This window comes from Flagellimonas flava (assembly GCF_900129665.1).
GTDB lineage: Bacteria > Bacteroidota > Bacteroidia > Flavobacteriales > Flavobacteriaceae > Flagellimonas > Flagellimonas flava.
In genome coordinates this window covers 626,980-651,158 of record NZ_FQWL01000002.1, presented here as the reverse complement: position 1 = coordinate 651,158, position 24,179 = coordinate 626,980, and the positions used below count along the sequence as shown (strand labels likewise).

Here is a 24,179-nt window from a genome sequence, read left to right as displayed (position 1 = left end):
AAAGGAAACGGATTTTATGCCTGTTGAAGTATTTCTAATCCTTAAATTCCTTTAGAACTGCCTGGTTGGGAAGCTTATCATATCCCATATTAAAGAGGGTAAACCCAAAAATATCGGCGTACTGCTCTATGGTTTTGCTCACTGGGGTTCCCGCTCCATGACCGGCGTTGGTCTCTATCCGAATCAAGGTCGGGCTATCTCCGCCTTGTTTCTCTTGAAGTTCTGCGGCAAACTTGAAGCTGTGCGCCGGAACCACGCGGTCGTCATGGTCCCCTGTGGTGACCAAAGTAGCGGGATAAGCTGTGCCTTCTTTTATATTATGTAAAGGAGAGTAGCCCTTTAGGTATTGGAACATTTCCTCGCTTTCCTCCGCTGTTCCATAATCGTAGGCCCATCCTGCACCTGCGGTAAAAGTGTGGTAGCGTAGCATATCCAAAACACCTACGGCAGGAAGCGCTACCTTCATCAAATCTGGGCGTTGGGTCATGGTGGCACCTACCAAAAGGCCACCGTTGGAACCACCTCTTATGGCCAAGTATTCAGAAGAGGTATAATTGTTTTCGATAAGATATTCGGCAGCCGCAATAAAGTCGTCAAAGACGTTCTGCTTTTGCAATTTGGTGCCGGCTATATGCCATTTTTTCCCATATTCCCCTCCACCTCTCAGATTGGGAACCGCGTAGACACCACCCTGTTCCATCCAAATGGCATTGGTAATACTGAAGTATGGGGTTAGACTGATGTTGAACCCTCCATATCCATAGAGAATGGTTGGGTTTTTACCATTGAGCTCCACTCCTTTTTTATAGGTGATGATCATAGGAACCTTAGTACCGTCCTTAGAAGTGTAGAACACCTGGGTGGATTCATAATCCTCAGGGTTGAAATCAATTTCCGGTTTCCAATATTGCTCGTAAGCGCCGGTTTCCACATTGTATCGGTATGAGGAGCTTGGGGTATTGTAATTGGTGAAGGAAAAATAGAATTCCTTTTCCTCTTTCTTGCCTCCAAAACCGTTGGCACTTCCAACCCCGGGAAGTTCCACTTCACGCACCAGGTTACCTTCATAATCGTACTGAAGCACTTTTGAGATGGCATCAACCATATATTCGGCGAAGAAATAGCCACCTCCGGTTCCCGCGGTCAATACGTTTTCCGTTTCTGGGATAATATCCTTCCAGTTTTCTGGAGTAGGGTTGGCTACGTCCACAGCGATGATCTTCTTATTGGCTGCACCTCTGTTCGTAACCATAAACAGTTGAGAGCCTTCCGTTTCAATAACATAGGTGTCCGAGTCCGTATCGTCTAAAATGGTCACCAAGGGACTGTGGTCAGTGCTGAGGTCTTTCAAGAACAATTTGTTGCCCGATGTGGAAACCGAAGCGGAGATAAATAAGTATTTGCCATCCTCGGAAACGCTCCCGCCAACATAGCGGTGTTTTTCCTCTGGAGTTCCACCAAACACCAGTTCATCTTCAGCTTGTAGTGTCCCTAATTTATGGTAATAGAGTTTGTGCTGATCCGTCTTGGCGGAAAGCTCACTTCCTTCGGGCTTGTCATAGCTGGAGTAAAAGAATCCTTCATTCCCTTTCCATGAAATACCGCTGAATTTGATGTCCACCAAAGTATCTTCCACAATCTCCCTGTTCGCGGTGTTGATAACAATTCCCTTGCGCCAGTCACTGCCCCCTTCGGAAATTAGATAAGCGGCCTTGGAACCGTCTTTTGTAAAATTCAGGGACATTAGCGAGGTAGTACCATCTTCGGAAAATTTATTGGGGTCTAGGAAAACTTCTTCCTCCCCACCTTCCTTTTTGCGATAGACCACGTATTGGTTCTGCAAGCCATTATTCTTGTAGAAATAGGTATAGTCACCCTCTTTGAAGGGAGAACCCACTTTTTCATAGTTCCACAGTTTTTCCAGGCGGTTCTTTAGATTGTCGCGAAAAGGAATTTGGTCCAAATAACCGAAGGTTGCTGTATTTTGTTCTTTGACCCAAGCTTCAGTTTCGGGACTGCGATCGTCCTCTAGCCAGCGATAGCTGTCCTTGACTTCGGTTCCGAAATAGGTGTCTACTGTATCTACCTTTTTGGTTGCGGGATAGGTTACGACAATAGGTTCACGTTGGGGTTGATTTTGACATGCAGCCATTGCAATTACAACAGTTAAAAGACTAAATTGTTTCATTTTTATCAGATTGATTCCGATAAAAATAAGCAAATCTAAAAAGCTTCCAAGGACGAACTTTTGAACGGCTTGGCAAGTAAACTAGGAAACCACTTCTGAGGTATTCGCTACCAATTTGTTTTCTAAAAGATACTCCGCTATTTGAACGGCGTTTGTTGCGGCCCCTTTTCTAAGATTATCCGAAACAATCCACATGTTCAAGGTGTTGCGTTGCGTTTCATCCCGCCTGATACGGCCCACAAAAACATCATCTTTACCATGGGCATAGATGGGCATGGGGTATGTATTGGTGTCAGGGTTGTCCTGCACGGTCACGCCCGGAGTTTGACTCAATAATTCCCTAACTTCTGCTAGGTCAAAGTCTTTATGGAACTCCACATTCACGGATTCCGAGTGCCCTCCAGCGGTAGGAATCCTAACCGCAGTGGCGGAAACAGAGAAGGTTCTGTCGTCCAAGATTTTTTGCGGTTCTCGAGCCAATTTCATTTCCTCTTTGGTATAGCCGTTCTCTAAGAACACATCGCAATGGGGCAGTGCGTTGCGACCAATAGGATAGGGGTACGCCATTTCACCTTGGACACCGGCAATTTCATTTTCCAATTGCTGTACCGCTTTTACTCCTGTCCCGGAAACCGACTGGTAGGTAGAGACCACTACCCGCTTCATCTGGTATTTTTTATGCAATGGATTCAAGGCCATCACCATTTGAATGGTAGAGCAATTGGGGTTGGCAATAATCTTATCTTCTGAAGTGAGTTCGTTGGCGTTAATTTCCGGAACAACCAATTTTTTAGTTGGATCCATACGCCACGCCGATGAATTATCTATAACCGTGGTTCCAGCTTCAGCAAATTTTGGTGCCCAGTCAAGCGACGTCCCACCACCTGCTGAAAAAATAGCAATATCCGGTCTGGCGGCCACGGCATCGGCCAGTCCAATTACGGTATGTTCTTCGTTCTTATAAGTCAATTTTTTACCTACGGAACGTTCGGAGGCCACCAACAGCAATTCCGAGATTGGAAAATTACGCTCGGCCAACACATTCAACATTACTTCGCCAACCATTCCAGTGGCTCCAACAACCGCTACTTTCATATCGTTTAATTTGAAGGACAAATTTAGGACAGATTCTATTCTAAACCATCATTTTGGAAAGGGATAATTAATAAATAACAAATTGTTATAAATAAAACAACCGCCAAACTGTTAGCGAAACAGTTGGCGGTTTTTAATTTCAGTTGTGATGTAGCGGTTTCCCTATATGGGAAATCGATTTTCTATTTTTTCAGGGCGTCACGAATTTCGGCGAGCAACTCCTCAGTTGTAGGCCCTTTTGGAGCTTCTGGAGCAGCTTCTTCCTTTTTCTTCATTTTGTTGACACCTTTCACAATCATAAACATTACGAATGCAACAATGATAAAATCGATGACGTTGGTTAAAAACTCTCCATAAAGTACAGCCACTTCACCTACCTTTTCTCCAGCGTCGTTCATGGTTCCTTCATTAATAATATATTTTAAGTCTTTGAAATCCGCATTGAAGATGAGTCCGATCAAAGGAGATACAATTCCCCCTGTGAACGACGCCACAACCTTATTAAAGGCGGCACCCATGACAAAACCTACGGCAATGTCAACCAGGTTCCCCTTCATTGCAAAATCTTTAAATTCTTTCAACATAATTTTATAGTTTCGAGGTTAATAGGTACACAATGTAATTAAAAATGAGGGTTCCGACCAACTGAAACTGTGAAATTAGGGGTTGAGAACCACCCGTTTTACCCTCGAAGATATAGCCGTAAGTATTTCGTAAGAGATTGTACCAGCGGTATTTGCAAAACCCTCGGCAGATTGTTCTGTTCCAAAAACAACTACTTCATCACCCTCTTTGCATGCTATTCCAGTAACATCAACCATGATCATATCCATACATACATTCCCAATTATGGGTGCTTTTTTTCCATGTACCAAAACATGAGTCTTTTGGTTGCCATACTGTCTCCCTATTCCATCCGCATGACCCAGAGGAAGTGTTGCGGTGGTGCGATACCGATCAGAGGTAAAAGCACGGTTATACCCCACACTTTCGTTGGGCTCAATCTGATGCAACTGCGAAATCACCGTTTTTAGGGTGGCGACAGGCTTTAGTTCTTGGTCTATGGTTGACTCGTTGCCATAACCATACAAGCCAATACCGCATCTCGCCATCTCAAACTGCGCTTCCGGATAATTGAGAATACCTGATGTGTTGAGCATATGCCTAAAGGGGGCATAGCCTAATTTTTCGTTAAGTTCTTGACTTATTTTTTTGAAGGTATTGATTTGGGTAAGGCTAAAATCTTTTTCATTTGGGTCTTCGGAAGCAGCCAAGTGTGAAAATATGGAAACAACCTTTACCTCGTTTCTACCGTTAAGAATTTCTACAATATGGTCCACATCCTGTTCCCAAAACCCAAGTCTATTCAGCCCCGTATTGAACTTGATATGGATGGGAAAGTTCCCCAGACCCAGTTTTTGGGCCATTTCAAGAAATTCCTTCAAGATTTTTGGGGAATACATACTAGGTTCCAACTTGTGGAGGATCAGATGGTCAAAATTTACGGGCTGGGGATGTAAGACCAGAATAGGGATTTGTATACCGGCTTCTCTAAGCAAAACACCTTCTTTGGTATAGGCCACCGCTAGATAGTCAGCGCCCAAACGTTCCAATTTTTGCGCTATAATTACCATATCACTACCATAGGCAAAGGCTTTTACCACACCCAGAAATTTAGTGTCGGAGGATAATTTGGATTTTAGATAATGATAATTATGTTCTAAGGCGGAAAGGTCTATTTCCAAGGTTGTCTCTCCAATATTACCCATCTGCAGTCTTCTTTTTAGCATCCACTTCTTGAGCGTCAACATCCATTTGGCTCACTTTTTCCTTGAGCATGGCCTTGTAGAAAGCAGCTCTGCTTAGTGGCTCATACTCTCCTGTTTCTCCTAGGAGGACCAGATTATCATCATTGGATTTTCTAAAACTATAGTTGGCCAAGTTTCCGGTTCGGGTACATACTGCATGCACTTTGGTCACATATTCAGCGGTAGCCATTAGGGCCGGCATGGGACCAAATGGATTTCCTTTGAAGTCCATATCTAGTCCTGCAACCACCACCCGAACTCCACGATTGGCCAGGTCGTTGCAAACTGTTACGATCTCATCGTCAAAGAATTGGGCTTCATCAATGCCCACAACATCGCAATCATCGGCCAACAGCCTAATATTTGCTGCAGCCGGAACCGGGGTTGATCGAATTTCGTTGGCGTCATGGGAGACTACCATGTCCTCGTGATACCTTGTGTCAACAATGGGTTTGAAGATTTCGACTTTCTGTTTGGCAAATTGTGCACGTCTCAAACGCCGGATAAGCTCTTCGGTCTTTCCAGAGAACATAGAGCCGGAGATAACCTCTATCCATCCGAATTGTTCTTTGGGGTTGACCGTGTTTTCGAGAAACATACTGTACTTTTGAACGAAATTGGGTAGTTTTTTCGTTTTAATTAAGAGAAACACAAAACTACTAAAAAAATATGCCTTGCCTTTAGGTTAAAATTTAACCTTTTGTTCGTAAGGACATTAACAAAATCGGTTTAAATTTATAGTAAAGATTTGAAGCAATGATAAGGAAATTAAGGGAGGAGTTGATAAAGTTGTCCACGGACATTATTACTTCAAGAGAAGATAGGGAGCTTACGGAATTGTATGACAAGGCAAAGGAGATTTATGAGAAACTGGCCGTGCTGAAATTTATAGATGAGAAATTGAGCGATGTGGAAGTTGATGTTTCCAAGAACGTCATCGCCTCTCGCTTCGAAAAAATGGCCAACGCGGTGCTGAGCGGCAATATCTCAGTTCCAGAAAACAATCCGCACGAGGAAGATATAATGGTACCTGGGATGGACACCATCAAGGACATGGTCTCTGAAATGCCCACGGAAACTGCTGTGGAACATGTGTTCACTGAATTTGTTGCCAAGGCGGACTATATGAAAAATGAAAAGGAAATTCTTTCGGGTCAGGAGAAAGAAGCCAATGGGGGCAAGTCGATAAATGATGCCTTTGTCAAAGAATTACAGGTTGGACTCAATGATAAATTGGCGTTTGTAAAACACCTTTTTAATGAGGATATGAACGACTACAATCGCGTGCTGTCGCAATTGAATACCATCGACACCGAAGAACGTTCCGTAGCCTTTATCACGAATATGGTAAAACCGGAGTATAATAACTGGGAAGGCAAAGAGGATTATGAAGCCCGTTTTATGGCACTGATCGAAAGAAGGTTCGCTTAACTCCTTTTCCGATTACTTTTCATATTTTAGGAACGTACTTCCTAAAAACACTCACATGAAAATCACTAAGATTGCGTTTTGGCTGTCTACCTCTCTGTTGACCGCCTTGATGATTTTTTCCGTTTACAATTATTTTTTCAACAACGAGGCCATAAGGGGCTTTTTTGAAGCGATGGGTTATCCTACCTATCTTATTTATCCATTGGCCATTGCCAAAATTTTGGGATTGATCGCTATTTGGGGCAATTTTTCTAAAATGTTGAAGGAGTGGGCCTATGCCGGTTTTTTCTTTAATACCGTTTTGGCGTTTTTTGCCCACTACATGATAAGTGATGGACAACATATGGGAGCCCTTTTAGGTATTATTTTTGTTCTGACCTCCTATTTCACCGGAAAACGGGTAAGACCGTAACTTTACTACATGGGAAAATTGATTTTGGTTCCAACACCTATTGGAAATTTAGAGGATATCACCTTGCGGGCCCTAAAAGTGCTAAAGGAAGTTGACCTCGTGCTGGCCGAAGACACCCGGACCAGCGGCAAATTGCTAAAACATTTCGAAATCGAAACCCCATTGCAGAGCCACCACATGCACAATGAGCACAAACAGGTCGAAACCTTGGTTCAAAAACTAAAGGGAGGGGCTTACATTGCCCTAATCTCTGATGCAGGAACTCCCGCAATTTCCGACCCAGGATTTTTACTGACGCGAGCCTGCGTGCAAGAGGGGGTTGAGGTGGAGTGTCTTCCCGGAGCAACGGCTTTTGTGCCGGCCCTAGTCAATAGTGGATTGCCCAATGACCGTTTTGTTTTTGAAGGCTTTCTTCCGGTAAAAAAAGGAAGACAGACCCGCCTAAAGTTATTGGCGGAAGAAACCCGTACCATGGTGTTTTATGAATCACCACATAAGTTGCTAAAGACCCTTACCCATTTTTCGGAGTACTTTGGTGAGGACAGACCGGTTTCGGTTTCCCGGGAGCTGACCAAAATGTATGAGGAAACAGTTCGGGGAACTTCAACTGAACTAATACATCATTTCACCCAAAAACCACCTAAGGGCGAGTTTGTGATTGTGGTGGGCGGCAAAAAATAAATTGTTTTAAAATGCATCCCTTACGCAGACATATAGAGGAAGTAGTTTCGCTGGAAGATGCAGAATTCGATTTTATTCTAAGTCACTTTACCCCGATCAACAAACGAAAACACCAATACCTGATGCAGGAAGGTGAGTGGATAAACAATGAATTCTGGGTCATAAAGGGCTGTCTAAGAGCCTATGTATTGGATGAGTTGGGGAAGGAGCACATCATCCAATTTGCAGTTGAGGATTGGTGGATTACCGATTACCAAGCCTTTGAAAAAGGCATGAAAACCCAAATATATGTGGACTGCCTTGAGGATAGCGAGCTACTTTATATTACCAAGGAGAATCGGGAGAAGCTGAGCGCCGAACTTCAAAAGATGCAACAATTTTGGGCCAGAAAAACCAAATTGGGCTATATCGCCTCCCAAAACCGGGTTCTGTCCTTGCTCAAAAATACCGCCAAAGAACGTTACGAACTTATGTGCGCCCAATACCCCAATATCATTCAAAGAGTCTCCAAGAAAATGATTGCTTCTTACCTTGGGGTCTCTCGCGAAACCCTAAGCCGGTTGTATTAGACAACGCATCCACTTGTGACCTACATCACTTCAAATTAGTGAGATAGCTCATTTCATTTGGCCTGTCTTCGGCCCAACTTTGTCCTGTTTTAAATGAATACAAAATGCCTTATGTAAACATTAAGGTGACGGATGAAGGTGTCACCTCAGCACAAAAAAGAAAACTCATTCAAGGAGTAACAGATCTTTTGGTCAATGTTTTGGACAAAGACCCAAAAACAACCCATATCGTTATAGACGAAGTGCATATAGATAACTGGGGGGTTAGTGGAGAACAATACGGAAAATTAAAAAAGCAACAGTAAAATGAAAGGTAAAACAGTAATTGTAACAGGAGCTTCCACGGGTATTGGATATGCCATAGCGAAGCTATTTATTGAAAAAGGGACCAATGTGGTCATGAATGCCAACAATCCGGAACGATTGGAAAAGGCATATCAAGATTTGGGAAGCCCCTCCAATGCGATAACCGTAAGCGGGGATGTTGGGAAAAAGACCACTGGAAGGGAATTGACCCAAGCGGCCTTGGACAAATTTGGTTCGGTGGATGTGTTGATCAACAATGCAGGAGTGTTTCATTCCAAGCCTTTTTTAGAGGTGGAAGAAAGTGATTTGGACCGTTACCTTACAACCAACTTTAAGGGAACGTATTATGCGAGTCAGGCCGTAATTCCCCAAATGTTGAAACAACAGGGCGGAAGTATCATTAACATAGGAACGGTATTGGTGGACCATGCCATCTCTGGTTTTCCAGCTAGTGCGGCGGTTTCAAGCAAGGGGGCGATACATACTTTTACAAGGCAGTTGGCCGCGGAGTATGGGAAGGACAACATCAAGATAAATACCATTTCTCCCGGAATCATTAGAAGTCCATTGCAGGGTAAAATTGGAGTGGAAGATGCCGATAGCTTGGCCGGATTACATTTATTGAATCGCATTGGGGAAGCTGAAGAGGTAGCGGAAACAGCCTATTATTTGGCACAGGCCGAATTTGTGACCGGGGAGACCATCAACGTAGCTGGGGGTCATACTATTGGACACGCAATTTAAATCCAGGGCCATGTTTGAGAACAAGATAAAGGAAATAGAAACAGTGGTACTTGATTATTTCAATGGTATTTATCAAGGGGACATCGACCTTTTGGAAAGTGCATTTAGCAAAAAGGCAATGCTTTATGGGGACATTAAGGGAGAACCTTATGAAAGAGAAATGGGCCCATACCTTGAATCTGTGAAACAAAGAAAGAGCCCTAGAGAGCTGGGGGAGGATTTTAAAATGGAGATTGTGGGTATGGAAATTATAGGTAGATTGGCTTTGGTTAAGGCCCATTTACCCATGCTGGGCTTTAATTACTATGATTTTCTATCTCTGTACCATGCAGATGGAAAGTGGTCTATAGTAAACAAATTGTTTGCCCATGTGGAATAGAACAAAGGTATCCGAGCTTTTGGAAGTTGATTACCCTATAATTCAGGGGCCGTTTGGCGGTAGATTTTCTACTGCCAAACTAATCTCTACAGTATCCAATTTAGGCGGAATGGGGTCTTTTGGGCTGAATGCCTATCAGCCAGATGAAATAATCAAGGTCAATGACGAAATCAAAAAACGAACGGCTAAACCCTATGCCTTGAATCTGTGGGTACCGCTAAAAAACGACCCCATTAAATCATTTACACCAACTGATTTTGAGGCTGTACAGCGACCCTTTTTACCGCTGTTTGAAAAGGAAAACTTGGAGCCCCCAAAAGAAATATCGACCACTGCACCGGATTATGATGAGCAGCTTGCTGCGGTTATCAAATCCAGACCTCCGGTGGCCAGCTTTATTTTTGGATTGCCCGAAGCGGAGGTAATCAAAGAACTTAAAAAGGGAGGGAGTAAGATCATTGGAACCGCCACCACGGTGGAAGAAGCAGAATTTATAGAAGCTGGAGGAGCTGATTTGGTCGTAGCTACCGGAAATGCAGCTGGCGGACACCGAGCCGCATTCTTGGAGCCCAATGCCAAATCCTTTTTGGAAACGAACAAACTACTTCCAAAGGTGATTGAAAAAGTAAGCATACCGGTCATCGCGGCAGGTGGAATCACCACATCTAATGATATCAAGAAAATGTTTGCTTTGGGTGCTTCTGGGGTACAGTTGGGAACGGTGTTTTTGGCGACCGGGGAATCCGGAGCTCCACAACATCATAAGAAGCGATTGTTTTCAGAGACAGGCTATACCACAACTTTGACCAAGGTTTTTACTGGGCGTTATGGTAGAGTGATACAATCGAAGTTTGTGGATGACCACATCAAAACCGAAGTAGCGCCTTACCCCTTACAGAGCTCTTTTTTAGCACATTTGCGCAAAAAGTATCTAGAACGGGGCGATATGGATTTAATGGCCTACTGGGCAGGACAACCCACCTCCAAATTAAAGTTTACAAAGGCTTCAGAACTTTTCTCCTCTTTGGTAAGGGATTTAGATGATTGACGTCGTTAGCTTTGTGGTTTGATTTCGACCAAGTTAAGGCTACTTTGTTTGCACTGACCATGGTCCAAAAGCTCATTCCGGAAATCAACAAGGTGTACTTCATCAACCAGTATACCCTATTCCACATATTATCCGGTTCGGGGAGCATTCAGGTCGATTTTAAGAACTACAGCAACTGGCAGGACAAGGCCATTTATTTGGAAAAAGGCCAATACATTAAGTTCCTTTCAGGGGATTTTGTGGTGCGTACTATCGAGTTTCCCAGCAAAGAGCTCTTCCATAACAAGGAGGTACGGGTGTTGTTCAAACACCTCATTTCTTTGGGCTATATCGATTTTAAAGAATGCGACGAATGCCAAAAGTACCTTTCGGAAACCGTTTTTGAACCCAATTCCACAGATATCATAGATGTATCCCTAAAACAATGGCATTGGCAGAACCCCTTTAATGCCAGCAAGGACGAATACCAGGTTATTTTTGATATCAAAGAGGTCATAGACAAAGAATACCAAAACCATCTTACCAACAAAGATTTTGAGGCCATAGTGCGGGACAATGGGTATAAAGCACATGCTCTGGTCAAGGATAAGCTGGGCATTACCATAAAGCGGTTGTTCGCCAACAAAAAGTTGGTGGAAAGTCAAAAAGAACTGGCCTTTACCGATAAAAACGTTCAGGAGGTTTCCTATGATCTTGGCTTCAAGGATCCGGCCTACTTCAACAGGCTGTTCAAAAAGAACACGGGCTATTCCCCAACCGACTTCCGCAACAACTTCGATTTTAATAAAAAAGATTCCTTTGTCGACGACCTTCTGCAACTGATACAAGAGTACCATCATGAGCAAAGGGCATTGGGTTTTTATGCGGATAAAATGAATCTATCCGTCAAGGCACTTTCCAAGAAAACGCGGGCTAAAATGAATGATTCCCTAGGGCGGCTTATTCGCAATGAAATCATCCTTACTTCCAAGCGCCTACTTCATGAAGGGGAATCGGTAAAAGAGATCTCACTGCAGCTGGGTTTTGAGGAACCCAATCATTTCTCCAATTTCTTCAAGCATCAGACCGGAATCACTCCGTCTGAATTCCATTCCTAAAAAGTACAAGAACTGGCGTCTTTTTTGTAGCAACCGACGGCCCAAGCTATCGGAAATTTGCCATGTAATTACAACCCAAAATTTGTTTAATCATTAAAAATAAAAGAAATGGATATTAAGACATTGGCCACAGAAATGGATGGCATTGTAAGCAAGGGAGCCATTGTAGAGGCGGTACAGCAATTTTTTGCCGAAGACGCCACAACGTCTGACTATAATGGATTGGCGACCACAAACAAGCAACAGATGGTCGAAAAAATGGAAGGCTTCGCAGGGGCGATCGCCCAAGTTAATGGCATTACCCATCACCACACCCTTGTGGATGGAAATGTATCAGCTTCGGAATTCACTTTTGACTTCAATATGAAGGATAACAGTAAAATTTACTGGCACGAGATCATTCGTCGCATCTGGAATGACAAAGGAGAAGTAGTACAGGAAGAATATTTCAACGCTCAGTAAAACGAAGTTCAAATGTATTCCTCTAACACTACAAGACGTGGCCGATTACTAAGCCGGGATCGGTTTGATTTTGGCTCCCTTTTTACCAGGGCCCGGTGGGGAAAACAATATGACACCAGTGGTGTAGCAAAAGGAATATTGAACAACACTAAAAACAAATAATTAAAAAATAAAACAATGAAAAATTCAATAAAAACAGCAACGATCATTTTCGCTTTGGCCATTAGTTCCATGGGCTTTGCACAGGATAAAAAAGCAAATAACATTGATAATAGCAATATAGCCCTGCAGGGGTACAGTCCGGTATCCTATTTGGATTTGGGGATTGCCCAAAAAGGACTTAAGGCACATAAATCGGAGCATAACAAGGTGGTGTATTACTTCACCGACGCCGAGCAAAAGAAGAAGTTCGATGCGAACCCTAGCAAATATTTACCCCAATACGGCGGTTTCTGCGCCTTTGGAGTTTATGCAGGCGCCAAGTTTAGACCAGACCCCAATAAATTCATAGTAAAGGATGGGGAGTACTTTTTGTATCTCTATAATTTGGAGCTGGATGCCCAACAATTATGGTTGGCTGAAAACAATCATAAAAAGTTGAAGAGCACTGCGGATACCAACTGGAAGCAGTTAAGTAAAACCTATAACTAGAATCATGAAGTTCGTAACAAAAAGAATACACGCTTTTCTGGACTATCCGGTCGCAATTGCACTGATGGCATTACCCTTTTTGTTGGGCTTGGGAAGTTCCAATCCGTTGGCACTGCAACTTTCAGTCGCTGTGGGAGTGGCGGCCCTGGTGCTGACCTTGTTGACAGACCACCATCTTGGTGTATTTAGGGTAATTCCCTATAAGTATCATTTATTGGTAGATTTTTTGGTCGCCGTTGTATTTATTTTGGCACCCTTTATACTGTCCTTTAAAGGACTGGATGGATACTACTATTGGATAAATGGGGCTGCCGTACTTGTTGTGGTAAGCCTTCATAAACCGGAATTGAGTGAGTAAAGCACCGCTGAAGTTTATGCCGAAGGAACCTTTTTCATGATAGGTTGTGTGATGAAATGCCCCAGCGTTATGTTGGGGTGTTTCTTGTTTTTGGTAAATTCCATTTGATTTTATGAAACAATTACTTTCAGCTATTCGTAAGTGTGAAGTGTGCGCAGCGCACCTTCCATTGGGTCCACGACCCATTGTGGCCGGCCATCCCGAAGCCAAAATCCTGATCATTGGCCATGCACCGGGCACCAAAGTGCATAAAACAGGCGTGCCCTGGGACGATCAAAGTGGAAAACAGCTAAGAAAATGGATGGGCGTTACTGATGAGACTTTTTATGATGAGACCCAGATTGCCCAGATGCCTATGGGCTTCTGCTATCCCGGTAAGGGGAAATCTGGAGATCTACCTCCCCGACCCGAATGTGCCCCGCAATGGCACCAACAATTGTTGGACCAAATGCCAAACATAAAACTGACCATTTTAATTGGGCAGTACTCCCAAAAGCATTACTTGGAGGCCAAACGAGAACGTAACCTCACCGAGACGGTCAGAAATTTTGAAAACTACCTCCCCAACTATTTTGTGCTGCCTCACCCTTCGCCCCGGAACCGATTTTGGTTGAGCAAGAATCCGTGGTTTGAAACGGACGTCATCCCAGAGTTTCAAAAACGGATAAGCAAACAACTTAAACTCTAGCCCGTCACTTCGAATATCCCGAACTTACTTCGGGAAGTATCGAGAAGTCTTTTTAGCCAACAACTTCCTTGTTTTCGATACGATTTTCTTGCAAAAATCACTCAAACTGACGGAAGCTTCTTTAGAACTTCACTTCGAGTTAAATTCCGAAGGAATTTAGTATCGAGAAGTCTTTCAGTACGAAGCTGAGGAACGCAATCTACTGAACGTCTCGGGCGTCATGTTGAGGTAGGAGGCCAAGTATTTTTGGGGAATGACTTTCAACTCGTCCGGGCAACGTTGCATAAAGGCCTTGTACCGCTGTTCCGCGGAAAGCGTCAAGAGTTCAACTTCGCGGCTCAACCTTCCAAACAAGATGTTTTGAAAAAACTCATGCCCCCATGCATAAAAATCAGGATAATTTTGAAACAAGCTTTGATAATCCCCATAGGAAATGGCCAGCATTTTTGATGGTTTCAAGGCTTCCAGAAACGTGTCGGAAGGCTGTTTTTTGATGAAGGAATCAAAGGCCCCGGAGGGACTTCCAGAATACGAAAAGCCCAGCACCACTTTCTCCCCTTTTTCATTCAAAATATAAATGGCCTGCACCCCCTCCAACACAAAATAAAAATAGCGTTCAACGCTTCCGGCTTCGGTGATAAGGTCGTATTGGTTAAACGTCTTTACTGACCAAAGGGATTTAAAATGATTTTCCTCTTCTTCGGTCATAATAACTTGAGGGAAGAATGCCTTTAGGCGAAGGAAGGTTTCAGAATCCATACAACAAGAAATTTGTGCTAAAAATAATCCAAAATATCCCTTTCATTCCTTCTTGAAACTTGCCAAGATGGACCATTTATAAACGGAATAGATCCATTTATAAGCAAGTAATAGCTTTTTCCATCCAAAACCGATAACTTAAATGTCAGCGGTTAAACCAATTGCCAATCATTGAAAAACCAGATAACAAAAAAATAGACTCATGCATTTACAGTTAAGATTACTTCTTTCTTTCAGCCTTGTTTTATGTATCAACTTCCAAACGCTTTCTCAAGATGGGAATGCTCCAACTGAACTTATCAAAACATGGTATGCGGTGAAAGTGGGCGAGCCAGAGGGGGGCGAAATGCACCCTACCAGAAACAAAGAGATATTTACGTTTAATGCAGATGGAACAATGAACATCAAGGCGGAAAATGGTATGGAAGTTAACGCAAAATGGGAATATCTTAAAGAATCGGAAGCCCTTAAGGTTACGCTAAATCTTGAAGGGAATGAAAGGATTGTGGACCTTGCTATTCGCGATTTAAATGGGAATAAACTGGTTTTGGTATCTGCCCAAAAAGCCACGGAATATGCGCTTTCTCCTCCAGACCAGGATGCTGATCCGCCAAGGACCGCCCCTTTGTTCGTTAATTCCGATAGTACGATAGATGTTGCCAATTGGTCAGGAGTGCATCCTTTTGATCACAAAGTGACCAAATTTTCCGATGGGGGCATTAAGAGTGAAGAAGCCATTGGGGTATTGATCCTCTTAAAAGGGAATGGTAAAAACATAGTCCGTATCAATGAAGATGGTTTGACCACCGATATAGATGTCTCCGAAGGAGAAGCGATTGATGGTGAGATGCATTTTAACCTCCTTTCTGAAGACCCCAGATTTCACGGAAAAATTGTTTTTCGTAGTGACAATAGTAACTATTTGTTCCTTGAACTGGATAAGTCTACAGTGGAATACATGAAACAATAAATGCTGTTCGGGAAAGTCAAATTGATCTTTCGCCATATCATCCTGAGCACCCGCTGCACGAAGTAATTGCCAGAATTTGTCTTGTGGGCCATTTTACTTTGATTTAAGCAAAGAAACCACAGCAAGGGCCGTTGCAGCCAATTCGGACTCAAAATGTTGGTGAATCAACAAAATCCCAAACACAGGCAACCATTAGTATCCTATCTACCTCTTTATTAAAAAACAACCGGACCCATACAAAAAGAGTATTTACAACTATACCTATGGTTTCAACCAGTTTAATTTAGGCCTATTGCCCAAAGAACAATAAAGACCTGTAAATACTGTAACAAGCTAACGATGTAATCATCTTTGGTCTAAGAACATGAGAAGATAATCAATGAAAAAATTACTAACGATTCTCCTTACCACAGTTTTATGCTCTTGTCAGGAGAAAAAAGAACAACTGAATCTTACGGAAGGGGTACACATATCCAACGTTACCATAATTTCTACAGAAGATGGCTCGTACAGCCCGTATATAGGTCATTTGGTGGTTGAAAAAGATAAAATTGTTTATGTGGGCAAAGATGAGCCAAACTTAAGCGGGACCTTTGAACAGATCGATGGAACTGGTAAATTCGTGACCCCAGGATTGATCGATAGTCATGTCCATCTTCCAGGAGTGCAGGGAATGCTTCCCCATCATATAGAAAAATACCCTGAACTGGCCGCTGAGTTTAAAAGCCAAATGCCAAGAAGCTATTTATATTTTGGCTTTACCACCCTGATTGACCTTGGCGGCATATCCAAAGAACTTATCACTTCTTTTAACGGGCAAGAAGCAAAACCCGATCTATATCATGTAGGGCATTCGGGAGCTGCGGTGGCAAATGGCTACCCAATGAATTTTACACCCGAGGAATATCGATTTGATGCCGTGCCCAATTTCCTATACATGGAAAGTCAGGCGGAACATATACCGGACAAGTATGACCCTGCCGACCATACTCCCAAAGCCGTTGTAAATCGCATCAAAAATTCTGGGGCCATCGCTGTAAAATCGTATTATGAATCTGGTTTTGGGCGTATGATGGGGTTACCCGTCCCAACCAAGGGCATTATGGAAGATTTGCTTACCGAGGCACATTCCAATGGGCTTGTGCTAACGGTCCATGCCAATTCATTGGAAGCACACTCTTTTTTGGTGGACATAGGCGTGGATATTATAGCCCATGGAATATGGAACTGGGGGAAATACAAAGATGTACCAAGGGATTCCCTTCCATTGGAAATAAAAAGAACATTAGATCTTCAAATCCAAAAACAAATAGGCTATACCCCCACCTTAACGGTCATTGAGGGAGAGGAAGCACTGGTTGACACCGAATTTCTTGATCAGCCTGGTTTAAAAAAGGCGGTCCCTAAAGGCTTACTGGAATGGTATAAAACGGAAGAGGCACAATGGTTCGCTAAAGAAATTTTTGATGGACTTTCTGTAGAACAGGTTCATATGGTCTATGATAATGTACAAGCTCATGCAATGTTGGCGTTAAAATACCTTTCTGATAATGACGGTCTAATTTTATTTGGCTCAGATACTCCATCTGCCCCAACGTATGGCAATCAACCTGGACATAATGGAAATTGGGAACTTAAATTGATGAAAGAGGCGGGAGTGCCTTTACCTAAAATACTTGCGTCCGCTACATTTAACAATGCCAAGGCTTTTCATTTAGATGCTTCTATTGGTTCATTGGCTATCGGAAAAAAAGCAAACATCATTATGATGACTAAAAATCCTTTGAGGGATATTGAAGCATATGATGCCATAGAGAAAGTTATTATTGGAGGTAAGATCATAAAAAGAGAAAATTTACAGGTCAACGAATAACAGACCACAACAATGGCAATATATAACCCGCCCTTCCGATAGGCGGGTTTTCTGTTCTGTTCCCATCCGGAAAATCCGCAATATTCTCCTTTGGTTTGTGAATGTTTACTAAATTGGTTACCAAACCACCCAACTACCAATAGCCGAGACTGATAAGTGTACCTGAAAAATGCACCAGCTTTTTTAGGGGATTGCCCCAATACCTCATTAATCTGTGATAGATGCCGTTCCAAATGACTGAGTAAAACCCTAAACATTACGGTAAACAGAAAACAAAACAATTCATGAAACAGCTACTTTTATTAATTATTGCTTCATTTCTAGTTTCGTGTCAGGATTCGCAAAACACTATTAATGAAATGGAATATAAAAGACTGATGAAAAACGTGGCAGAAGGATGGTCTACACGAAATACGGAAATGGCGTTGAATAGTTTTGATGAAGACGCAATTTATATGGAACCACCAAACAATCAATATTTCCGGGGCCATGAGCAACTAAAAGCTTATTTTGATGAGCTTACAGATGTCCATAAAATGGAGTTCCATAATTTGTGGTTCAATTCCGAAACACAATCGGGCACCGGTGAGTTTACATTTAGCTATGGAAAAGATACGGCTACGGTTGGAGTGGTTGTGGTAGAGCTGGAAAATGGAAAAATTAAATTCTGGAGAGAGTACTTGCAGATGGGGCCGACCAATTTCAAGGCCTTTTTAAGCATAAAAAACAAAGCATGGAAATGGCATATTGGGAATTACCCGGAACCGAAGGATTCAATGCAGTGAATTGTAAAAGGCACCATCTTTTTCAATAGAGCTCTTACTTTAAAATCCCATCAACCTGTACCATATGCCGTTCCATATGGCAGAGCAAAAACTCAAAACATTCGGGTAAATAAAAGTTGACGATTGGGCCAATGGCCGAGATGACCTTTGCTTGGGTCACATCCTTGCTTCTACTTTTTAAAATGGCCTCTTTAAGATGGGCATGGCGGATATAAAAGGTTTCAAAAACAGCGTCTATTTTTTCTTGGGTCAATGGTTGGTCCAACAAAGGTTCAAAACGCTTTAGGGTCTTCATTTTCCATTTTCGCTTTCCGTTTTTGGGTCGTTGTCCGGCAATGACCACTTTTTGCCACCACCTAGCCTTGAACTCCGAACTGCCCGAAGTAACATCTGGCAGCTTAGTAAAGGCTTCATCTAGTCGGGGCATGTAGATGCCGTAGGCTATGTTCAGATGCTGGATTACCTCTACCACGTTCCAGGATTTGGCATTGGGAGTGGTGGTCAGTTGGGCCATATCCAATTCTTCCAACGATTGTACCTTGTTCATAATTTGGTTTAAGCGTTGAATCTGATTTTCGGAAGTGATGCGTAAGCTTGCCATAACTGTTCGTTTTTTGATGGAAACAAAGTTCAGGCAACTTGGTTACTTAAAACTTGATGCAGGTCAAGAAATAGCGCTTTCAGAAATCCGAGATTAGACTTCTGAAATTAGTACTTACTGCTGTCCTGCTTTCCTTTTTCCCAATTTACCGCTAACCCTTGAGCTGTTTTAATCGCTGGATTGCATTTTGGTTTTGGGCATTCAATTCCAAGGATTTTTCAAAATTTTCAATCGCTTTTTCTGTATTCCCGAGAAACAGATATGCCTCGGCCAAACTATCAAAGAGGTTCGCTGAATTTGGGTAAAGTTCAGTCGCCAACAAAAGGACAGGTATTCCCTGTTCAGTGGTTTCAGGATTTATGACCAATTGTAATCCTAGTGTGTTTAGATTGCTTTCCGGAAGTTGAAAAGAAGGATTTTTTTTCTTGACCGAAAGATATAGTTCCATTAGGTTTTTATAATGCTGCTTTGATGCCAGATCATTAAAATCCTGGAAGGAAAATTCATCCCTTGTTGGTTGCTTGGAGGTATAGGAAATTAGACCCTCTTTGATTCCGTTGTCCGAAGGTTGGTTTTCAATAAATGCCAAAGCAGTATCATCATCCTTTAAAAAGGCGTTTAAAAAGTTTAACACATAAACTGAAACCCACTTATATGACACCATGATTTCAGCATCACTTTTGTCCTGCCTTTTATCCCTATCCTGGAAAAGAACCCCCAGCGTGCTAAAATAGGAATGGGTCAGGTTATGAAATCTCAATCGGTACGCCCTACTTTTGGTGATGCTGTCGTACAATTCAAATTTAGTATTGAGCTCAGGGTCAATGTTATCTTCTTTCAGCACTTCGTTAGGAATGATTTTTTGTGCCATATGGATGTAAGGAACACCCACCTTATGGGCAGCGAAAAATGGAGACTTTTTAAGCAGTGCATAATTATACCTTTCTGTGCCGTCTAGACTAGCAACTGCTCTGATGTTCTTGTTTCTTGTTTGGGCAAGAATATTTGCAGGGCCGCCAAGGCTAAATCCCATTACTGCAGTTTTATCGCTATCCGCATTGGGAAATTTGCCAACCTGCTTTATCAAAAATTCCACATCCCTAGCCTGCGTTTCCATTTCCATAGCTCCGTTGTTGGTAAACCAACGATTTTCGGTCCCTCGGCTGGGGCTGGATATTACAATGTAGCCATGGCTTGCCAAATATTCGCAAACAGCAAAGTTTTCTATGGAAGATGCCATTAGGCTTGGGGAATAGACCACTGCGGGGAATTGGCCCTGGGCAAATTCTAGCTTTGGGTAAGCTGTTGTTTCTTCTTTAAGATGTTTCTGGTTTGCCGGAGAATTGGCATAATAGAACCAATTTAGTATGTGCTCATCAGGAAGGTGCTCCCATTCTTCTTCCTCCTTTAAAATTCTTAGATAGTCCAGAACTTTGAGTGGTATGACTTCGTCATCATTTTGATTGGAAGGATACCATAAGCTAATGGGGATTGGTCTTGTTATTTTGGCATTGCTATAATCATAGATTCTACTATAGGTTCTGGTACTGTCGGAAATGGTATAATGGAGAAACCCTACTTTGAATTTTCCATTGGCAAGGTCTATTTGTTCCAAGGAGGTCTGACCAAATAAAAAATCTGCTTGAAGCAGTATTAGAAGAATGATGACTCGAAATACCATGTTGGAAACTTTGTTTCCAAAAAGACATTGATTTATGTGGATTGTTACAGTCCTTACCAATTTTCAGTAGTTACCTAGTAATAAATGTCGATGCAAATCAAGAAATGATGCAGAGTACCCCTATTCCATCCTAACCCAAAACGTCAGTTCGAGTGATTTTGAGGAACGAAAAATCGTATCGAGAACTGATATTGTGCTGAAATTCTTGTTTTCGGTACATCTCGAAACAAGTTCGGTACGCTCAAACTGCCGAATCTCGTCCAAATACCCTAATATCTAAAAGCGAAGCGGTCTTGTATCTAGAATCTAATATCTAGACCCGTCATGTTTCCCCTTCTCCCATCCGGTCTTGGCCAAATATTGCTCGGCACTGTCCACAGCACCATCCTCAATGGAGGTCCCCATGGAATCGTTCCAGCGGTTGAGGTAGCCAAAGAGCGAAATCACCCCCAGCATCTCCACAATTTCACCTTCGTTCCAATGCTCGTACAAGCGCGCTTTAATGTCGGCATCAATGGGATTGGGCACCTGCGAAGCAGCTAAGGAAAAATCCAGGGCAGCCCGTTCCGCTTCCGAAAAAGCCGGGTGGGTTCGGTATTCCCAAATATTGTCCAGTTGTTCCTGTTCCGCACCGTAGCGTTCCGCAGCCCGGATAGCGTGGGCTTGGCAATAGCGGCACCCCGTAGCATTGCTGCTCACCCAGGCAATCATACGTTTTAGGGCCGAAGTTACGCGCCCGTCATTGGCCATAACGGCCTTGTTGAGGTTGATGAACGCCTTGGATATGGCAGGCCTATGCTGCATGGTCAACACGGAATTGGGGCAAAACCCAAGCGTCTCATTAAAGAATTCTGCCAGTTGTTTGGTCTCTGGATCATGGTTGGGGTCAAGGGGCTGTACTAGGGCCATAGGTGTAGTTTTAAATCGTATTTTTGAAAGCTACAAGAAACAAAAATTTAATAGCATGACAAATCATATCACAACCAAATGGCTCGGTGGAATGGCCTTTGAAAGCAATAACCCATCTGGACTAGATCTTAAAATCGACGCGGGACCGGACAGCGGGGGCGAAGGGGCCGGATTGCGACCAAAGGCGCTCATGCTATCTGCCTTGGCCGGATGCTCCGGACTGGACGTGGCCTCATTGATCAAAAAGATGAAGTTGGAGGTGGATGATTTTCAGATTGAGACCATTGCCAACCTCACGGACGAACATCCCAAGTACTATGACAAGGTAATGATCGAGTACCATTTCCATGGTTCCAATTTACATGAAGCGAAGCTTCAAAAGACTATTGACCTATCCGTTGAAAAATACTGCGGGGTGATGGAGATGTTCAGACAGTTTGCCGAATTGGAGATCAAGACGGTTTTTCATCATAAATAAATTCAAGTTCAATAGCAAGGCTCAAGTTCAAGTGCAGGAATTTTCTTAGTTTTAATCACATTTTCAACCTCGAGACTAAATTATGTCACTTCGAGTGTCCCGAACAGGGTTCGGGATGTATCGAGAAGTCAACGAGGTAAAAATGAAAATATTTTACGTGTATATTCTAAAATGCGCCGACCAGACATATTATACCGGCGTCACATCCAATCTCACAAACAGAATCAAACAACATACAGAAGGGAAGTATCAAAATAGTTATACCTTTTTCCGAAGACCTATAATTCTGGTTTATTTTTCTGAATTTACCTGTATCAAAACCGCAATCGAAAAAGAAAAACAAATCAAGAAATGGTCAAAAGCGAAGAAAGAAGCATTGATTCAAGAAAATTATCACCTTCTGCCCAACCTAGCTAAAAAGAAATTTCAATAACTTGTTCTCGATACTTTTCAATCTGGCCTTCTTCCTCAGCCCAGCTCGAAAAACTCGAACTGACACCAATACAATTTTAGTATGCGCTGGACCTTAAAACCTACACCTGCCTCTGAAGACATACGACACCTTGTAAACGAGCTGAAGGTGGAACCTTTGATTGCCCAGCTTTTGGTGCAAAGAGGTATTACCACCTATGACGAGGCCAAAAAGTTTTTCCGCCCAGAATTATCCCATCTGTACGACCCCTTTCTAATGAAGGATATGGATAAGGCGGTGGAACGAATTGAGTTGGCGATACACAACAAGGAAAACATTTTGGTGTATGGGGATTACGATGTGGATGGGACTACTTCGGTGGCCTTGATGGCTTCATATCTCTTGGAAACCTACCCTAATGTTGCTACTTATATCCCGGACCGCTACACTGAAGGATATGGGGTTTCCCTAAAAGGAATCGATTATGCTGAGGACAACGATATCAGCTTGATTATTGCTTTGGATTGTGGGGTGAAAGCGCTGGATCAAATCCAATACGCCAAAGAAAAAGGAATCGATTTTATTGTTTGCGACCACCATAGGCCGGGCACCCAATTACCGAATGCAATTGCAGTGCTGGACCCAAAACGTGATGATTGTTCCTATCCCTATAAAGAATTGTGCGGTTGTGGAGTGGGCTTCAAACTGGTCCAAGCCTTGGCCTCCAAAAAAGGAGTAGAGGTGGAGGAACTGGTTCCCTATTTGGATTTGGTGGCCACCGCCATTGGTGCCGACATTGTTCCGATTAATGGAGAAAACAGGGTCTTGGCCTATTATGGATTGCAAGTGATCAACTCAAATCCGAGGATTGGCTTTAAGGCCATCATCGACCAGATCAAAAAGAAAACCCTCACCATCACCGATGTGGTTTTTATCATCGCGCCACGAATTAATGCCGCTGGTCGAATAAAGCACGGACAACATGCGGTTAATTTGTTGATGGAAGGTGATTTGGATACCGCCCAAACCTTTGCTTCGGAAATAGAGGTCTACAACACAGATAGAAGGAGTTTAGATCAAGAAATCACGGAAGAGGCCTTGGAGCAAATCAAAAACAACAAGGAGGAAGAAGGTTTTACCTCGGTAGTGTACAATGAAAATTGGCATAAAGGGGTCATAGGTATTGTGGCATCCCGACTCACTGAAACCTACTATCGCCCCACCTTGGTGTTTACCAAAAGTGGAGAGAAGTTGGCGGCTTCTGCCCGATCTGTTAAGGGGTTTGATATTTATGATGCTTTGGAACGCTGTTCGGAACATATTGAGCAGTTTGGGGGGCATAAATATGCAGCGGGCCTGACCTTGCTCGAAACACAATATTCAGACTTCAAAAAGAAATTTGAAGCGGTGGTTGGGGCTAGTATCGACACAAAATTGTTAACCCCGGAGGTGAACATAGATGCCCAAATCGGGTTGGACCAAATCAACCAAAAATTAATGCGCATCCTGAAACAGTTTGCACCTTTTGGCCCCGGTAATATGACACCTATTTTTATGGCCGAAAAACTTCAGGACACCGGATATGGAAAGGGCGTTGGAGAGGGGGAAAAGCACCTAAAACTATCGGCAGTGCAGAAAGGGATTGGACCCATTGGTGCCATTGGGTTTAATTTGGGCGATAAAATAGGCCTCATCAAAAACAAAAATAGTTTCGATGCCGTATTTTCGTTGGATGAAAATGAATGGAACGGAACGGTCAACCTTCAGTTGCGGTTACGGGACATTCGCTAGACA

General features: G+C 42.9%; 28 protein-coding genes. 19 read left to right on the top strand and 9 right to left on the bottom strand.

Annotated features, from left to right (window positions below; translation table 11 throughout):
- Positions 1-34: 34 nt before the first annotated feature.
- The 5 genes from BUC10_RS08840 to BUC10_RS08820 form a co-directional block, all read right to left on the bottom strand.
- A complete protein-coding gene (locus tag BUC10_RS08840; protein WP_073178500.1) occupies positions 35-2,188 on the bottom strand; it encodes a prolyl oligopeptidase family serine peptidase in 2,154 nt (717 codons plus the stop codon).
- 81 nt (positions 2,189-2,269) lie between these two features.
- Entirely contained in the window at positions 2,270-3,283 is a 1,014-nt protein-coding gene (locus tag BUC10_RS08835) for an aspartate-semialdehyde dehydrogenase (RefSeq protein WP_073178497.1), read from the bottom strand.
- Positions 3,284-3,465: 182 nt separating this feature from the next.
- Positions 3,466-3,867: a large-conductance mechanosensitive channel protein MscL gene (mscL, locus tag BUC10_RS08830; RefSeq protein ID WP_073178495.1), complete on the bottom strand. Its 402-nt coding sequence runs from the start codon at positions 3,865-3,867 to the stop codon at positions 3,466-3,468.
- Positions 3,868-3,942: 75 nt separating this feature from the next.
- Positions 3,943-5,073 carry an alanine racemase gene (gene alr / locus BUC10_RS08825; protein ID WP_245812803.1) on the bottom strand — a complete coding sequence of 377 codons (1,131 nt, stop codon included), beginning with the start codon at positions 5,071-5,073 and terminating at the stop codon, positions 3,943-3,945.
- Positions 5,045-5,689, bottom strand: a complete 645-nt coding sequence (locus BUC10_RS08820) for a thymidine kinase (RefSeq protein WP_073178493.1) — start codon at positions 5,687-5,689, stop codon at positions 5,045-5,047. Before BUC10_RS08820 ends, alr begins: the two co-directional genes overlap by 29 nt.
- Before the next feature lie 158 nt (positions 5,690-5,847).
- On the opposite strand from BUC10_RS08820, the gene BUC10_RS08815 reads away from it, so the two are divergent.
- The 13 genes from BUC10_RS08815 (at position 5,848) to BUC10_RS08755 (ending at position 13,917) form a co-directional block, all read left to right on the top strand.
- Entirely contained in the window at positions 5,848-6,522 is a 675-nt protein-coding gene (locus BUC10_RS08815; protein ID WP_073178491.1) for a hypothetical protein, read from the top strand.
- Positions 6,523-6,577: 55 nt separating this feature from the next.
- A complete protein-coding gene (locus BUC10_RS08810; protein ID WP_073178488.1) occupies positions 6,578-6,934 on the top strand; it encodes a DoxX family protein in 357 nt (118 codons plus the stop codon).
- Positions 6,935-6,943: 9 nt separating this feature from the next.
- Entirely contained in the window at positions 6,944-7,615 is a 672-nt protein-coding gene (gene rsmI, locus BUC10_RS08805; RefSeq protein WP_073178486.1) for a 16S rRNA (cytidine(1402)-2'-O)-methyltransferase, read from the top strand.
- Positions 7,616-7,626: 11 nt separating this feature from the next.
- Positions 7,627-8,184 (top strand): Crp/Fnr family transcriptional regulator, encoded by a 558-nt coding sequence (locus tag BUC10_RS08800; RefSeq protein ID WP_073178483.1) that lies wholly within the window; start codon positions 7,627-7,629, stop codon positions 8,182-8,184.
- A 104-nt stretch (positions 8,185-8,288) separates the two neighbouring features.
- A complete protein-coding gene (locus BUC10_RS08795) occupies positions 8,289-8,489 on the top strand; it encodes a tautomerase family protein (protein WP_073178481.1) in 201 nt (66 codons plus the stop codon).
- A gap of 1 nt (position 8,490) precedes the next feature.
- Complete coding sequence (locus tag BUC10_RS08790) at positions 8,491-9,234, top strand: SDR family NAD(P)-dependent oxidoreductase (protein WP_073178479.1); 744 nt, start codon at positions 8,491-8,493, stop codon at positions 9,232-9,234.
- A 10-nt stretch (positions 9,235-9,244) separates the two neighbouring features.
- A complete protein-coding gene (locus BUC10_RS08785) occupies positions 9,245-9,613 on the top strand; it encodes a nuclear transport factor 2 family protein (protein WP_073178477.1) in 369 nt (122 codons plus the stop codon).
- On the top strand, positions 9,603-10,661 hold the full coding sequence (locus BUC10_RS08780) for an NAD(P)H-dependent flavin oxidoreductase (protein WP_073178475.1): 1,059 nt from the start codon (positions 9,603-9,605) through the stop codon (positions 10,659-10,661). Before BUC10_RS08785 ends, BUC10_RS08780 begins: the two co-directional genes overlap by 11 nt.
- 44 nt (positions 10,662-10,705) lie before the next feature.
- Positions 10,706-11,758, top strand: a complete 1,053-nt coding sequence (locus tag BUC10_RS08775; protein ID WP_245812802.1) for an AraC family transcriptional regulator — start codon at positions 10,706-10,708, stop codon at positions 11,756-11,758.
- Between the two features lie 108 nt (positions 11,759-11,866).
- Complete coding sequence (locus BUC10_RS08770) at positions 11,867-12,220, top strand: hypothetical protein (protein WP_073178473.1); 354 nt, start codon at positions 11,867-11,869, stop codon at positions 12,218-12,220.
- 177 nt (positions 12,221-12,397) lie between these two features.
- Positions 12,398-12,871, top strand: a complete 474-nt coding sequence (locus tag BUC10_RS08765; RefSeq protein WP_073178471.1) for a YHS domain-containing (seleno)protein — start codon at positions 12,398-12,400, stop codon at positions 12,869-12,871.
- 4 nt (positions 12,872-12,875) lie between these two features.
- Complete coding sequence (locus tag BUC10_RS08760; RefSeq protein WP_073178468.1) at positions 12,876-13,229, top strand: SPW repeat domain-containing protein; 354 nt, start codon at positions 12,876-12,878, stop codon at positions 13,227-13,229.
- Between the two features lie 112 nt (positions 13,230-13,341).
- Positions 13,342-13,917 carry a uracil-DNA glycosylase family protein gene (locus BUC10_RS08755; RefSeq protein WP_073178465.1) on the top strand — a complete coding sequence of 192 codons (576 nt, stop codon included), beginning with the start codon at positions 13,342-13,344 and terminating at the stop codon, positions 13,915-13,917.
- A 174-nt stretch (positions 13,918-14,091) separates the two neighbouring features.
- Here BUC10_RS08755 and BUC10_RS08750 read toward each other — a convergent pair whose 3' ends face one another.
- Positions 14,092-14,676: a Crp/Fnr family transcriptional regulator gene (locus BUC10_RS08750; protein ID WP_073178463.1), complete on the bottom strand. Its 585-nt coding sequence runs from the start codon at positions 14,674-14,676 to the stop codon at positions 14,092-14,094.
- 202 nt (positions 14,677-14,878) lie between these two features.
- On the opposite strand from BUC10_RS08750, the gene BUC10_RS08745 reads away from it, so the two are divergent.
- The 3 genes from BUC10_RS08745 to BUC10_RS08735 all read left to right on the top strand — a co-directional run bounded on the left by BUC10_RS08745 (position 14,879) and on the right by BUC10_RS08735 (position 18,304).
- Entirely contained in the window at positions 14,879-15,646 is a 768-nt protein-coding gene (locus BUC10_RS08745) for a hypothetical protein (protein ID WP_073178461.1), read from the top strand.
- A 379-nt stretch (positions 15,647-16,025) separates the two neighbouring features.
- Positions 16,026-17,519, top strand: coding sequence for an amidohydrolase family protein (locus BUC10_RS08740; RefSeq protein ID WP_073178459.1), 1,494 nt, complete (start codon positions 16,026-16,028; stop codon positions 17,517-17,519).
- A 284-nt stretch (positions 17,520-17,803) separates the two neighbouring features.
- Positions 17,804-18,304, top strand: a complete 501-nt coding sequence (locus tag BUC10_RS08735; protein WP_073178457.1) for a nuclear transport factor 2 family protein — start codon at positions 17,804-17,806, stop codon at positions 18,302-18,304.
- Between the two features lie 34 nt (positions 18,305-18,338).
- On the opposite strand, the gene BUC10_RS08730 is transcribed toward BUC10_RS08735, so the two are convergent.
- The 3 genes from BUC10_RS08730 to BUC10_RS08720 form a co-directional block, all read right to left on the bottom strand.
- The gene (locus BUC10_RS08730; RefSeq protein WP_073178455.1) at positions 18,339-18,905 is read right to left on the bottom strand and encodes a DinB family protein; all 567 of its coding nucleotides are present in this window, start codon (positions 18,903-18,905) and stop codon (positions 18,339-18,341) included.
- Positions 18,906-19,056: 151 nt separating this feature from the next.
- Positions 19,057-20,586, bottom strand: a complete 1,530-nt coding sequence (locus tag BUC10_RS08725; protein WP_073178452.1) for an alpha/beta hydrolase — start codon at positions 20,584-20,586, stop codon at positions 19,057-19,059.
- A gap of 306 nt (positions 20,587-20,892) precedes the next feature.
- Positions 20,893-21,495: a carboxymuconolactone decarboxylase family protein gene (locus BUC10_RS08720; RefSeq protein WP_073178450.1), complete on the bottom strand. Its 603-nt coding sequence runs from the start codon at positions 21,493-21,495 to the stop codon at positions 20,893-20,895.
- 55 nt (positions 21,496-21,550) lie between these two features.
- Here BUC10_RS08720 and BUC10_RS08715 point away from each other — a divergent pair, with 55 nt between their 5' ends.
- From BUC10_RS08715 to recJ, 3 genes are all read left to right on the top strand, one after another.
- Positions 21,551-21,973 carry an OsmC family protein gene (locus tag BUC10_RS08715; protein ID WP_073178448.1) on the top strand — a complete coding sequence of 141 codons (423 nt, stop codon included), beginning with the start codon at positions 21,551-21,553 and terminating at the stop codon, positions 21,971-21,973.
- Between the two features lie 142 nt (positions 21,974-22,115).
- Entirely contained in the window at positions 22,116-22,406 is a 291-nt protein-coding gene (locus tag BUC10_RS08710) for a GIY-YIG nuclease family protein (protein ID WP_073178912.1), read from the top strand.
- An 81-nt stretch (positions 22,407-22,487) separates the two neighbouring features.
- Entirely contained in the window at positions 22,488-24,176 is a 1,689-nt protein-coding gene (recJ, locus tag BUC10_RS08705; RefSeq protein ID WP_073178447.1) for a single-stranded-DNA-specific exonuclease RecJ, read from the top strand.
- The last annotated feature ends 3 nt before the right edge of the window (positions 24,177-24,179 follow it).

What these genes read in the sequence shown, in the direction of transcription:
- BUC10_RS08820 (WP_073178493.1), bottom strand. Translation starts at nt 5,689, where the DNA reads ATGTTTCTCGAAAACACGGTCAACCCCAAAGAACAATTCGGATGGATA.
- BUC10_RS08725 (WP_073178452.1), bottom strand. Translation starts at nt 20,586, where the DNA reads ATGGTATTTCGAGTCATCATTCTTCTAATACTGCTTCAAGCAGATTTT.
- alr (WP_245812803.1), bottom strand. Translation starts at nt 5,073, where the DNA reads ATGCTAAAAAGAAGACTGCAGATGGGTAATATTGGAGAGACAACCTTG.
- rsmI (WP_073178486.1), top strand. Translation starts at nt 6,944, where the DNA reads ATGGGAAAATTGATTTTGGTTCCAACACCTATTGGAAATTTAGAGGAT.
- BUC10_RS08785 (WP_073178477.1), top strand. Translation starts at nt 9,245, where the DNA reads ATGTTTGAGAACAAGATAAAGGAAATAGAAACAGTGGTACTTGATTAT.
- BUC10_RS08730 (WP_073178455.1), bottom strand. Translation starts at nt 18,905, where the DNA reads ATGGCAAGCTTACGCATCACTTCCGAAAATCAGATTCAACGCTTAAAC.
- BUC10_RS08760 (WP_073178468.1), top strand. Translation starts at nt 12,876, where the DNA reads ATGAAGTTCGTAACAAAAAGAATACACGCTTTTCTGGACTATCCGGTC.
- BUC10_RS08810 (WP_073178488.1), top strand. Translation starts at nt 6,578, where the DNA reads ATGAAAATCACTAAGATTGCGTTTTGGCTGTCTACCTCTCTGTTGACC.
- BUC10_RS08835 (WP_073178497.1), bottom strand. Translation starts at nt 3,283, where the DNA reads ATGAAAGTAGCGGTTGTTGGAGCCACTGGAATGGTTGGCGAAGTAATG.
- BUC10_RS08755 (WP_073178465.1), top strand. Translation starts at nt 13,342, where the DNA reads ATGAAACAATTACTTTCAGCTATTCGTAAGTGTGAAGTGTGCGCAGCG.
- BUC10_RS08740 (WP_073178459.1), top strand. Translation starts at nt 16,026, where the DNA reads ATGAAAAAATTACTAACGATTCTCCTTACCACAGTTTTATGCTCTTGT.
- BUC10_RS08735 (WP_073178457.1), top strand. Translation starts at nt 17,804, where the DNA reads ATGAAACAGCTACTTTTATTAATTATTGCTTCATTTCTAGTTTCGTGT.
- BUC10_RS08720 (WP_073178450.1), bottom strand. Translation starts at nt 21,495, where the DNA reads ATGGCCCTAGTACAGCCCCTTGACCCCAACCATGATCCAGAGACCAAA.
- BUC10_RS08745 (WP_073178461.1), top strand. Translation starts at nt 14,879, where the DNA reads ATGCATTTACAGTTAAGATTACTTCTTTCTTTCAGCCTTGTTTTATGT.
- BUC10_RS08710 (WP_073178912.1), top strand. Translation starts at nt 22,116, where the DNA reads ATGAAAATATTTTACGTGTATATTCTAAAATGCGCCGACCAGACATAT.
- recJ (WP_073178447.1), top strand. Translation starts at nt 22,488, where the DNA reads ATGCGCTGGACCTTAAAACCTACACCTGCCTCTGAAGACATACGACAC.
- BUC10_RS08840 (WP_073178500.1), bottom strand. Translation starts at nt 2,188, where the DNA reads ATGAAACAATTTAGTCTTTTAACTGTTGTAATTGCAATGGCTGCATGT.
- BUC10_RS08800 (WP_073178483.1), top strand. Translation starts at nt 7,627, where the DNA reads ATGCATCCCTTACGCAGACATATAGAGGAAGTAGTTTCGCTGGAAGAT.
- mscL (WP_073178495.1), bottom strand. Translation starts at nt 3,867, where the DNA reads ATGTTGAAAGAATTTAAAGATTTTGCAATGAAGGGGAACCTGGTTGAC.
- BUC10_RS08790 (WP_073178479.1), top strand. Translation starts at nt 8,491, where the DNA reads ATGAAAGGTAAAACAGTAATTGTAACAGGAGCTTCCACGGGTATTGGA.
- BUC10_RS08715 (WP_073178448.1), top strand. Translation starts at nt 21,551, where the DNA reads ATGACAAATCATATCACAACCAAATGGCTCGGTGGAATGGCCTTTGAA.
- BUC10_RS08815 (WP_073178491.1), top strand. Translation starts at nt 5,848, where the DNA reads ATGATAAGGAAATTAAGGGAGGAGTTGATAAAGTTGTCCACGGACATT.
- BUC10_RS08795 (WP_073178481.1), top strand. Translation starts at nt 8,289, where the DNA reads ATGCCTTATGTAAACATTAAGGTGACGGATGAAGGTGTCACCTCAGCA.
- BUC10_RS08750 (WP_073178463.1), bottom strand. Translation starts at nt 14,676, where the DNA reads ATGGATTCTGAAACCTTCCTTCGCCTAAAGGCATTCTTCCCTCAAGTT.
- BUC10_RS08770 (WP_073178473.1), top strand. Translation starts at nt 11,867, where the DNA reads ATGGATATTAAGACATTGGCCACAGAAATGGATGGCATTGTAAGCAAG.
- BUC10_RS08780 (WP_073178475.1), top strand. Translation starts at nt 9,603, where the DNA reads ATGTGGAATAGAACAAAGGTATCCGAGCTTTTGGAAGTTGATTACCCT.
- BUC10_RS08765 (WP_073178471.1), top strand. Translation starts at nt 12,398, where the DNA reads ATGAAAAATTCAATAAAAACAGCAACGATCATTTTCGCTTTGGCCATT.